Origin of the sequence: Parabacteroides caecihominis, assembly GCF_023656785.1 — a bacterium.
Lineage (GTDB): Bacteria > Bacteroidota > Bacteroidia > Bacteroidales > Tannerellaceae > Parabacteroides > Parabacteroides segnis.
The window spans coordinates 29,511-42,151 of record NZ_JAMOKS010000036.1; the positions used below are offsets into that span (position 1 = coordinate 29,511).

The following is a 12,641-nucleotide window of genomic DNA, read 5'->3' on the forward strand; positions in this document are numbered from 1 at the left end:
AACTTTGCCGACACTGTCGTTTATTTTGCCGACAGTGTCGGCTACAGTTTTTATAGGCAACTGATCAGGAACAGCTCCTGTCAGACAGAAATTTAGCCTGGAAGTATTAAGATTACAAGGTCGCTTATGTACCGAAGACTAGGTTTGGACTTCATTTTCCCTTAAAAAGAGTCCCTTTATGTGATTTTGTATATGAATTAAAGATATTTGTATTCTTTCTCTTCCGGATTGTCTTTATCTTTGTGTGAATAATGAATTTGATGATTTGGCTTCATTTAAACTTGTAAATTCAACCCAAAATAAGAAAACATGAATAAGAAAAATGTATTGGCTATTGCTTTGGTCGCGATGACGGCCTGGATTGGAAAGCCAGCTATGGCAGCTCCCGGTAACGACGCCTTTGACCCGGTAGAGTATGCAATGCCGTTGATGGGAACTCAATCGAGCTTTGAACTATCGACAGGAAACACTTATCCCGCCATTGCCCGTCCCTGGGGGATGAACTTCTGGACTCCCCAAACAGGAAAGATGGGAGACGGATGGCAGTATGTATATACCGCAAATAAAATCCGTGGATTCAAACAAACCCACCAGCCAAGTCCGTGGATCAACGATTACGGACAGTTTGCCATTATGCCCGTTGTGGGCGCTCCTGAATTTGACCAGGATAAACGTGCCAGCTGGTTCTCCCATAAGAGTGAAGTGGTGAAACCTTATTATTATAAAGCCTATCTGGCCGATCACGATGTGATAACGGAACTGACTCCGACCGACCGTGCCGCTCTGTTCCGTTTCACCTTCCCGGAAAACGATCATTCTTACATAGTGGTAGACGCGTTGGATAACGGTTCTTATATCAAAGTCATCCCGGAAGAAAACAAGATTATCGGTTACTCTACCAAGAATAGCGGCGGTGTTCCTGAGAACTTCAAGAACTACTTTATTATCGAATTCGATAAACCTTTTACCTACGAAGCGACGTTTGCCGACAACACGCTGAAAGAAGGTTCGAAAGAACAAACTTCCAGCCATGTGGGTGCCGTGATCGGTTTCAAGACGAAGAAAGGCGAGATCGTTCAGGCCAAGGTGGCTTCTTCCTTCATCAGTTTCGACCAGGCTGCTGTAAATATGAAAGAATTGGGTAATGATAATTTCGATACCCTGGTTTCTAAAGGCAAACAAGCCTGGAACGATGTCTTGGGCAAGATCGAGGTAGAAGGCGGAACATTGGACCAGTACCGTACGTTCTATTCCTGCATGTACCGTTCATTGCTTTTCCCGCGTAAGTTTTATGAGATCGATGCAGCCGGAAATGTAGTTCATTACAGTCCGTACAACGGTGAAGTTCTGCCGGGATATATGTTTACCGATACCGGTTTCTGGGATACGTTCCGTGCCCTGTTCCCGTTCCTGAACCTGATGTATCCGTCTATGAACAAGGAAATGCAGGAAGGTCTGATCAATACCTATAAGGAAAGCGGCTTCTTCCCCGAATGGGCAAGTCCGGGACACCGTGGTTGCATGGTGGGTAACAACTCGGCTTCCATCCTGGTAGATGCTTATATGAAGGGTGTAAAGGTCGATGACCTGGAAACGATGTACAAAGGCCTGATCCACGGAACGGAAAACGTACACCCGACAGTGTCTTCCACCGGTCGTCTGGGACATGAGTATTACAACAAACTGGGATATGTGCCTTACGATGTCAAGATCAATGAAAACGCAGCCCGTACACTGGAATATGCTTATAACGACTGGTGTATTTATCAGATCGCCAAAGAACTGGGCCGCCCGAAGAAAGAACTCGACCTGTATGCTAAACGTGCCATGAATTATAAGAATCTGTATGACAAGGAAAGTAAACTGATGCGCGGAAAGAATGCCGACGGCACTTTCCAGTCACCGTTCTCTCCGTTGAAGTGGGGGGATGCTTTCACCGAAGGCAACAGTTGGCATTATACCTGGTCTGTCTTCCACGATCCGCAGGGACTGATCGACCTGATGGGTGGCAAAGACTCTTTTGTGATGATGCTTGATTCTGTTTTTGCCGTTCCGCCATTGTTCGACGACAGTTACTACGGACAGGTAATCCATGAGATCCGCGAAATGCAGATCATGAACATGGGTAACTATGCACATGGCAACCAGCCGATCCAGCATATGATCTACTTGTATAACTACGCTGGACAACCTTGGAAAGCGCAGTACTGGGTACGTGACGTAATGAATAAGATGTATACTCCGACACCTGACGGTTATTGCGGTGACGAAGACAACGGCCAGACTTCCGCCTGGTATGTATTCTCAGCCCTGGGATTCTATCCGGTGGCTCCGGGTACTACGCAGTATGTGTTGGGCGCCCCGTTGTTTAAGAAGGCAACACTGCATTTCGAGAATGGAAAGAACCTGGTGATCAACGCTCCCGAAAACAGCGACAAGAATATCTATATCGAGTCGATGTCATTCAACGGCGTCAATTATACCAAGAACTATCTCGACCACAACGAACTGCTGAAAGGCGGTGTCCTCGATTTTAAGATGGGCGACAAACCCAACCTGAACAGAGGTGTTAACCCGGAAGACTTCCCTTATTCATTCTCAGTGGATGAAAAGAAGAAAAAATAAATACTGAATTGAATACTAAGATGAAATTAAACAAACAATGGATGATGTCAGGCGTAGCTATATGCCTGGCATCTTTCGTCTTTTCCTGCCAGGCACCGGAGAAGACAGAGAAAATAACAGACTATGTATCTTATGTGGATCCTTATATCGGATCAGGTGAACACGGCCATGTATTTGTGGGTGCCAGCGTGCCTTTCGGGGCCGTACAGATTGGGCCGCAGAATATTCATAAAGGATGGGACTGGTGTTCGGGCTATCATTATTCCGACAGCGTGATTATCGGTTTCAGCCATACGCATCTGAGCGGTACCGGTTGTGCCGACCTGGGCGATATCCTTGTGATGCCGTTTACCGGAGAAGTCCGTACGGCACGCGGTGAACAGGACAATATAGAAGGTGCCTGTTCCTCTTACTACAAACATGAGAATGAGGCGGTTTCTCCGGGATACTACTCTTTGCTGATGGATAACGGCGTGAAGGCGGAACTGACGGCAACCGAACGTGTCGCCCTGCATCGGTATGCTTTCCCGAAGGGCAAACCGGGGCATCTGCTGATCAACCTGAAAGAAGGGAACGGCGATCGCTCTTACGAGACTTATCTGAAAAAGAAGGACGAATACACCTTGGAAGGTTACCGTTTCTCTCATGGATGGAGTCCGCAGCATAAAGTATTCTTCACCATGCAGTTTGACCAGCCGGTTGCTTCTTTGCAGGTTTTCAACGATGACGCCCCGGCCGGTAACGATGAGTTGACCGGCGAAGGAGTAAAAGGGGTTGTTACCTTTAAAGACAATCCTGAAAATGTATCGGCAAAGGTGGCTATTTCTTCTGTCAGCTGTGAAAATGCCTTGAAGAATATGCAGGCAGAATTATCGCATTGGGATTTCGACCGGGTTCATCAGGATGCCCGGAAGAAATGGAACGACCAGTTGGCTTGCGTCGCTGTAGATACACAGGACGAAAAGGCTAAAAAGATATTTTATACTTCTGTCTATCACATGTTCATTGCCCCGACATTGTACTGTGATGTGAACGGCGAGTTCCGCGGACAGGATGATAAGATCTATTCCAATAACAACTGGACGAACTATTCTACTTTCTCCCTGTGGGACACCTACCGTACTCTGAACCCGCTTTACACCCTTATTGCGCCGGAGAAAGTAGACGATATCGTCAATTCTTTCCTAAGCATCTACGACCAGCAGGGTAAATTACCGATCTGGCATCTGATAGGAGGCGAAACGAATTGTATGCCGGGATATAGCTCTGTGCCTATTGTGGCTGATGCTTACCTCAAAGGTTTCAAGGGTTTTGATCCGGAACGTGCTTTCCAGGCGATGACCGGAACAGCTACCAACAAAAAACAGAATGCCGTGCCTTATGTACTGGAAAAAGGATATATCCCCTGTGATAAAGTGCATGAAGCGACTTCCATCGCCATGGAATATGCTGCTGATGACTGGGGCATTGCATTGATGGCAAAGAAAATGGGTAAGAAAGATGATTATGACAATTACCTGAAAAGAGGTAAATATTATGCGCAGTATTTCGATAAGGACATCAACTTTGTCCGTCCGAAGATGGACGACGGTAGCTGGCGTACGCCGTATGATCCTTTCCGTTCCATACACGGGGTAGGCGATTTTACGGAAGGAACAGGCTGGCAATATACATTCTTTGTACCCCAGCATCCGGAAGGCATGATCGACATACTGGGAGGCGATGCCGCTTTCATTTCAAAACTCGACTCTTTGTTCCTTGTTGAAGGTGACATGGGAGAGGGGGCATCCAGCGATATCAGCGGCCTGATCGGCCAGTATGCCCATGGTAACGAACCGAGCCATCATGTCGCTTATTTGTATCCTTATGCCGGCGAACAGTGGAAGACGGCCGAGAAGGTTCGCTTTATCCAGGATGAGTTCTATACGGACCAGCCGGAAGGTGTCATCGGTAATGAAGACTGCGGACAAATGTCTGCCTGGCATGTAATGTCAGCCTTGGGATTCTACCAGGTGAATCCTTCAAATGGCGTATTTGTATTCGGCAGTCCTTTGTTTGAGAAGGCTTCGGTACGTTTGAAAGAAGGTAAGACATTTGATATTGTAGCTCAGAATAACAATAAAAACAATATTTATATCCAATCGGTTACATTGAACGGACAGCCTTACGAGAAGTCATATATAATGTATGATGACATCATGAAAGGCGGGAACCTGACGTTTGTTATGGGAAACACACCGAACAAGCAGTTTGGTGCGGCACCGGAAAACCGTCCTAAGTCGGCCGAATAATAATTTATAAACTTTATATCAGAAAAAAGATGAATAAAAAAATCAAGACATCTGTTGCCTTGCTGGCTTCAGCTTTTTTACTGGCCTCCTGCGCTGCCGGAGGAGGTCTCCCGTCGGAGCAGAAAAGCCCGGTAGACTATGTCAATCCCTATATGGGAAACATCAGTCACTTGCTGGTGCCTACCTATCCGACCGTACATTTACCTAACAGTATGCTCCGTGTCTATCCGGAGCGTGCCGATTTTACAGGTGATATGTTGAGCGGGTTGCCGGTTATCGTAACCAGCCACCGCGGAAGTTCTGCTTTTAATCTGAGCCCGTATCAGGGAGAAGAATCCGGATTGAAGCCGGTTATCAATTACAGCTATGACCATGAGAAGATCTATCCGTATCGTTACCAGGTATATCTGGACGATAATAATATAGATGTAGACTTCGCCCCTTCGCATCAGAGTGCCGTCTATGGCATCACTTTTGAAGGAGAAGGGCCTGCCTACTTGATCTTCAACAGCCGTAACGGACAGTTGAAGAGCGATGGAAAGAGCGTCAGCGGTTACCAGTTCGTAGACCGGAAGACGAAAGTCTATCTCTATGCCGAAACAGACAAAGCTCCGCAACAATGTGGCGTATTGGGAGATAACACCGTGAAATACGGTGAAACATCGGTAGAAGGTAAAGACGCTGCCCTTGTCCTTTCTTACGGGAATGACGTGAAGAAACTCGGTGTGCGCTACGGTATCTCCTTCATCAGCGAAGACCAGGCAAAGAAGAACCTCGAACGTGAGATCGCCGCCTACGATGTGGATGTTGTAGCCAAGATCGCCCGCAACGACTGGAACGATGCCCTCGGCAAAATCCAGACGCAAGGCGGAACCAACGACGACAAGACCGTATTCTATACCTCTTTATACCGTTGCTACGAACGTCCGGTCAACCTGAGCGAAGACGGCCGTTACTATAGTGCCTTCGATGGTCAGATCCATGAAGACGGCGGTCGTCCGTTCTATACCGACGACTGGATCTGGGATACCTACCGTGCAACCCATCCGTTGCGTATCCTGATTGACAATGAACGTGAGAGCGATATCATCAATTCCTTCCTGTTGATGGCGGAACAGATGGGTACGAACTGGATGCCGACCTTCCCGGAAGTGACCGGTGACTCTCGCCGTATGAACTCCAACCATGCCGTTGCCACCGTGATCGACGCCTGGAAGAAAGGCCTGCGCGGCTTTGACCTGGAAAAGGCCTATATCGCTTCAAAGAAAGGTATCGAAGAGAAAACCCTGATCCCCTGGTCGGCTGCCCCTGCCGGATGGTTGGACGATTTCTATAAGGAACACGGTTATATCCCCGCATTGAAACCCGGCGAAAAGGAAACGGTAGCCAACGTCTCTATCTGGGAAAAACGCCAGCCGGTAGCCGTTACGCTGGGAACAGCCTACGACCAATGGTGTCTCTCGCAGATTGCAGCCGAACTGGGCAAGGAAGATGAAGCCAAACATTACCTGCGCGAATCCTATAACTACCGCAACCTGTTCAACCCCGATACCCGTTTCTTCCATCCGAAGGATAAGGACGGCAAGTTCATCGAACCGATGGATTACCGTTATGACGGTGGCCTGGGTGCCCGCGATTATTACGATGAGAACAATGCCTATGTGTATCGTTGGGACGTACAGCATAACATCGGCGACCTGATCTCTATGATCGGTGGTGACAAAGCATTCGTTTTGGATCTCGATTCCATGTTCAACGAACCGCTCGGTATGTCCAAATGGAGTTTTTATTCCTTCCTTCCCGACCATACCGGCAACGTAGGTATGTTCTCGATGGCTAACGAGCCGAGTTTGCATATCCCGTATCTGTATAACTATGCCGGTCAGCCCTGGAAGACTCAGAAACGTATCCGTACGTTGTTGAACCAGTGGTTCCGTAACGACGTGATGGGCGTTCCCGGTGATGAAGACGGTGGTGGTATGTCTGCTTTCGTTGTGTTCAGCCAGATGGGATTCTATCCGGTTACTCCCGGCTCGCCTACCTATAATATAGGTAGCCCGGTATTTACCGATGTGAAGATCGACCTGGGTAACGGCAATACGTTTGAGATCAAAGCAAACAATGCTTCCGAAGAGAACAAATATGTGCAGTCGGCCAAACTGAACGGGGAAGTCCTGAACCAGCCCTGGTTCCAGCACAGCGACATCGCCCAAGGCGGCCTGCTTGAACTTGAAATGGGTCCGAGAGCCAATAAAGAGTGGGGGACAAAGACACCTCCGCCTTCAGCAGCTCCGATGCCTCAATAATGATTTTCTTTCCGGATTTGATCTGAAATTCTTAAAATAAAATCAGCCAGGTAGCATATAGGTTAGCTACTTGGCTGATTTTTTTTGATATTCTGTTGTAGTTGATATTAATTGGTTGGTTGTTTCCGCTTTATACGGATAAATGTTTATCTTTGTTCAACAACCAGGTAAAAGTTAAAATAGCGTATGATGATGAGTCGTAAATTACCGATAGGAATACAAAGTTTCGAAAAGATTCGGAATGGAAACTATTTGTATATTGATAAGACCGAACAAGTTTATCATTTGGTAGCGAGTGAAGTCCCTTATTTTCTCAGTCGTCCCCGTCGTTTTGGAAAGAGTTTATTGATCTCTACATTGGAAGCCTATTTTCAAGGGAAAAAAGAACTATTTGAAGGTTTGGCCATTGAAAAATTAGAACAGGAGTGGAATACTTATCCTGTGTTACATCTTGATTTGAATGCTGAAAAATTTGACAGACCTGAACAATTAGATGCTTTATTGAGCAATCAACTGACACAGTGGGAAGAACTTTATGGACGGGGTAATGATGAAACAACGCTTTCGCTTCGCTTCAAGGGAGTGATTCGTCGTGCCTGGGAACAAACCGGGCGTCAGGTAGTTGTTTTGATCGACGAATACGATAAACCTCTTTTGCAGGCTATTAATAATGAATCTTTGATGGAAGCCTATCGGCGTACGATGAAAGCGTTCTATGGCGTTCTCAAAAGTGCTGACCGTTATCTGCGTTTTGTATTCCTGACGGTGTCACTAAATTTGCACAAGTAAGTGTTTTTAGTGATTTGAACCAACTTAATGATATAAGCCTCGACTATAATTATGCAACTCTTTGCGGTATAACACATCAAGAGTTAACTGCGAACTTACGTCCCGAATTGGAACAGCTAGGTCAAATGCAGTCACTGACATGGGAAGAAACAGTTGAAACGATGGTAAAGCAATACGACGGCTACCACTTTCATCCGAACCGGGAGGGAGTGTTTAATCCTTTCAGTACGTTAAGTGCATTAGACAAAAGAGAGTTTGGTGATTATTGGTTCCAGACCGGAACTCCTACCTTTTTGGTCGAATTATTGAAGAAAAGTGAATACGACCTTCGTCTTTTGATCGATGGTGTAGAGACACAAGCATCGGCTTTTACCGAATACCGTGCCGAACGGAACAACCCGATCCCATTAATCTATCAAAGCGGATATCTGACAATCAAAGAATACGATGCTCGTTTTAAACTCTATAAACTGGAATTTCCAAACGAAGAAGTGCGTTACGGATTCCTAAACTTTATCACTCCTTTCTATTCTTCCATCACTGAAGAAGCAAGAGGCTTCTATATCGGTAAATTTGTCCATGAACTGGAGTCCGGCGATGTCGATGCTTTTATGCGACGTATGCGTGCTTTTTTTGCGGATTTTCCTTATGAATTGAATGACAAGACAGAGCGTCATTACCAGGTTGTCTTTTATCTGATCTTTAAATTGATGGGGCAGTTCTGTGATGCAGAGGTCCGTAGTGCCAAAGGCCGTGCGGATGCAGTTGTCAAAACCGGAGAATACATTTACGTTTTTGAATTTAAGTTGGACGGAAGTATAGAAGATGCTTTACAACAAATAAACGATAAAGGATACCTGTTACCTTATCAAATAGATCATCGTAAACTGATAAAAGTCGGTGTTTCGTTCGATCGGAAAGAACGGAATATCGGAGAATGGGGAATCGTGGAGAACCCTTCGGCAACTTCGATGCCGAAATAAATGCATAGCTAAAAACGTTTATCCATATATAAATTAAAAAATAAGATCAAATAATTAATAGGATAAAAGTGAAATGACTAGAAAAAACGATCGTTTTTTCTAGTCATTTATTCGTGTGCAAAAGTATTCTTTATAATCCAATAATCAAAGCCTTTTCTGAATTATTATTTTCCTAAGTATCAATATTATGCCTCTGATTCGTACAAAATATCTGTTAATCAGCGATTAACGATTTTAAACAGAAAAAGGGTGACTAGAAAAAACGATCGTTTTTTCTAGTCACCCTTTTCTTTATATAGGCTTTGAAAAACAAGCAATAATCGTTATTCCCGTTATGGGACTGACGAACATTTTTATGATATATGACTAGTGTTAATGTGTTGAAAATCAGCGATTTTATCATCCTCTTCTCGAAGCAAAAATACTTTAATCGGTGGATAATCTTTTTTATAGACCTGTTTTTCTCGGTTTTATCCACTTTTTTAGTTTTTGCGACCCTTGGCAATATTTTGAAAATAAGTCTGCCGGTACATGAGTTTATTTATATAAATCTCTTTTCCATCCTATGCAGTACAATCTGTTTTCTCTCCTGCCAGACCTATAAAGGTGTCATTCGTCATTCTACTTTTACAGAGACGGGGCGTATTGCTATTGCCTCCTTTGTGAAAGCTGCTTTGATGATTGTAGTCCTTTCCTGTTTTATCCACTCGTTATCTTTTCTTCAAGTCTTTTTAGGAGGTCTGCTTGATTTATTCCTGATCTTCTTCATCCTGACAATATTTCGTGCTTTATTAATAATAATGTATAGCATGATAGTTAGAAGTGTGGCTAATAATGAGAGACTGTTGATTTACAGCGAGGAAGACGCTGTATCTAATTCGCCTGCCACTTCTCTTTGGAAACAATCGGATAATTATCAGATTGAAGGGTATATACGAATAGGAAAAAGAAGTAAGATCCGTATAGGAGGATGTCCGGTCTATTCGGTAAAAGATCAGTTGGAATTTAATGGTTTGGTAAACCGAAAAGGTATCAAGGCTATTTTGTTTACCGACTATCATGCTGTAAAAGCAGAAAGTGAACGCTTGGTTCGTTATTGTGAGCGGAAAAAGGTTCGTATGTTGATGCTTCCTACCGTAGATGAGTTAAAAGGAGGGACAGTCAATTTACGAAATCTACCGGAGGTTCGTATCGAAGACCTGTTAGGACGTGATGAAATAAATATCAATCTGAAAGAGATAGCAGATGAATTAGGGGGTAAAGTCGTTATGGTTACTGGTGCTGCCGGATCTATCGGTAGTGAACTTTGCCGGCAACTTTGTACATTTGGTTTGAAGCAACTGATCTTGTTTGATAGTGCCGAGACACCTATGCATACCATTCGTTTGGAGTTGGCAGATCGTTTTCCCGATGTTGTCTTCACTCCGATCATGGGAGATGTCCGGATGCTTGCCCGTGTAGAAAGTGTTTTTAAAACTTTCCATCCCCAATATGTCTTCCATGCAGCAGCCTATAAGCATGTTCCTCTGATGGAAGAAAACCCTTGTGAAGCTGTACATACCAACGTCCAGGGAACCCGTAATATGGCCGACATGTCCGTAAAATATGGTGCCGACAAATTTATTATGATCTCTACCGATAAGGCAGTCAACCCAACCAATGTGATGGGGGCCTCCAAACGCCTGGCCGAGATCTATGTGCAGAGTCTGAGTATCGCGATAAGTAAAGGGCTACATCCGGGGAAAACCCGTTTTATCACTACCCGCTTTGGTAATGTGTTAGGCAGTAACGGTTCTGTCATTCCCCGTTTCCGTGAACAGTTGGCTAAAGGAGGTCCTTTAACAGTCACCCATCCCGATATTATCCGTTATTTTATGACAATCCCTGAAGCCTGCCGTCTTGTTTTGGAAGCTGCTTTTATGGGTAAAGGAAATGAGATTTTCGTATTTGATATGGGCACCCCGGTAAAGATTGCCGACCTGGCACGTCGAATGATAGAACTGGCCGGTCTTATCCCCGAAAAAGATATTGAAATAAAATATACCGGCCTTCGCCCAGGTGAGAAGTTGTATGAAGAGTTGCTGGCAACCAAAGAAAATACTCTCCCCACTAACAATGCTAAAATCTTCCGTGCAAAAGTGAGAGAATATGATTTTATGGATATATCAATACTTATTACACGCTTGGTAGATCTATCTATTCGAGTAGAAAAGTTGGAAGCTGTGAAAGTGATGAAATCAATTGTACCGGAGTTTATAAGTAAGAATTCTGAGTACGAGAAACTGGATAAATAATCTAAATAATAGCCTTGTTGTTTCTAATCTTAACAATTAGGTAGAACTTACAACCAATGCAAGAACTCCTTACACTTCGACAATGATGAGGGGGAGGAGATGGTTGCAGCATGGTAAATTTGCCTGGGGTATCTCGGAACTGTTCTTGATAAAATCTTTAATAGATGAGGAGTTTTTTATATCTGACATTTGAGAATATCGAACTGGTGCTATGTCGATAGTCAATAAACAAACAAATTTTTACCATTTACTCATAACTGGTAGAAAAATAGAGGGGATACTCCATTGTTGGTTAAAATTTAGTTAAGATAGAAATACTCGATTTTTCATTCTGTTGATTTTTGTATGGTGAAAGAGATAGAGATTGTATAAATGTTTATATATGAAAGTTTTAGTTACTGGTGGGGCTGGTTTTATAGGCTCTAACCTTTGTGAGTATTTACTTGAACAAGAGTATGAGGTGGTTTGTCTAGACAATTTTGCCACCGGAAAACCAGAGAATATTCTCCCTTTGCTCGAACTGTATCCAAAACAATTTCACTTGATCATTGGTGATATCCGTAAACTATATGATTGCCAAAAGTCGGTGGATGGGGTAGATTATGTACTTCATGAGGCGGCGTTAGGCTCTGTTCCCCGTTCTATTAAGGATCCAATTTCGTCCAATGAGACCAATATTTCAGGTTTCTTGAATATGTTAGTGGCAGCTCGTGATGCAGGTGTGAAGCGCTTTATGTATGCCGCTAGTTCTTCCACTTACGGTGATAGCAGATCTCTTCCAAAGGTGGAGAATGTGATAGGTAAACCTTTGTCTCCTTACGCTATTACAAAATATGTAAATGAGTTATATGCGGAGGTTTTTGCCAAGACCTATAATATGGAGTGTATAGGCTTGCGTTATTTCAATGTGTTTGGTCGTCGACAAGATCCGTTTGGAGCATACGCTGCGGTTATTCCTTTATTCGTGAAGAAGTTTATGGCACATGAGAGTCCTGTGATTAATGGTGATGGGGAATATAGTCGTGACTTTACCTATATAGATAATGTGATCCAAATGAACCTGCTGGCGATGACAACCACAAATCACGAAGCGGTGAATCAGGTGTATAATACAGCTTTTGGAGAACGAACTACATTGAATCAATTGATCTCATATTTGAAAGAGTTCTTAAGCGAGTTTGATCCGGCGATTGCGGATGTAGAGGTATTGTATGGACCTAATCGTTTAGGTGATATTCCTCACTCTTTAGCTTGTATCGACAAAGCGAAGACGCTTTTAGGGTACGATCCGAAATTTAGTATGCGAGATGGTCTGCGTGAGGCTGTGAAATGGTATTGGAAATATATTTAATC

At 44.0% G+C, this 12,641-nt stretch carries 5 protein-coding genes and 1 pseudogene; all 6 read left to right on the top strand.

Annotation, left to right across the window (positions count from 1 at the left end):
* Window positions 1–309: 309 nt before the first annotated feature.
* The 6 genes and pseudogenes from NBH14_RS22975 (at window position 310) to NBH14_RS23000 (ending at window position 12,639) form a co-directional block, all read left to right on the top strand.
* Entirely contained in the window at window positions 310–2,625 is a 2,316-nt protein-coding gene (locus NBH14_RS22975) for a GH92 family glycosyl hydrolase (RefSeq protein WP_186961399.1), read from the top strand.
* Between the two features lie 20 nt (window positions 2,626–2,645).
* The gene (locus tag NBH14_RS22980) at window positions 2,646–4,916 is read left to right on the top strand and encodes a GH92 family glycosyl hydrolase (protein WP_186961398.1); all 2,271 of its coding nucleotides are present in this window, start codon (window positions 2,646–2,648) and stop codon (window positions 4,914–4,916) included.
* Window positions 4,917–4,945: 29 nt separating this feature from the next.
* The gene (locus NBH14_RS22985) at window positions 4,946–7,222 is read left to right on the top strand and encodes a GH92 family glycosyl hydrolase (protein WP_186961397.1); all 2,277 of its coding nucleotides are present in this window, start codon (window positions 4,946–4,948) and stop codon (window positions 7,220–7,222) included.
* Window positions 7,223–7,411: 189 nt separating this feature from the next.
* Window positions 7,412–8,994 (top strand): annotated as a pseudogene (locus NBH14_RS22990) (PD-(D/E)XK nuclease domain-containing ATP-binding protein).
* 362 nt (window positions 8,995–9,356) lie between these two features.
* Entirely contained in the window at window positions 9,357–11,288 is a 1,932-nt protein-coding gene (locus tag NBH14_RS22995) for a polysaccharide biosynthesis protein (protein WP_186961396.1), read from the top strand.
* Window positions 11,289–11,670: 382 nt separating this feature from the next.
* Window positions 11,671–12,639: an SDR family oxidoreductase gene (locus tag NBH14_RS23000; RefSeq protein WP_186961395.1), complete on the top strand. Its 969-nt coding sequence runs from the start codon at window positions 11,671–11,673 to the stop codon at window positions 12,637–12,639.
* Window positions 12,640–12,641: the final 2 nt, after the last annotated feature.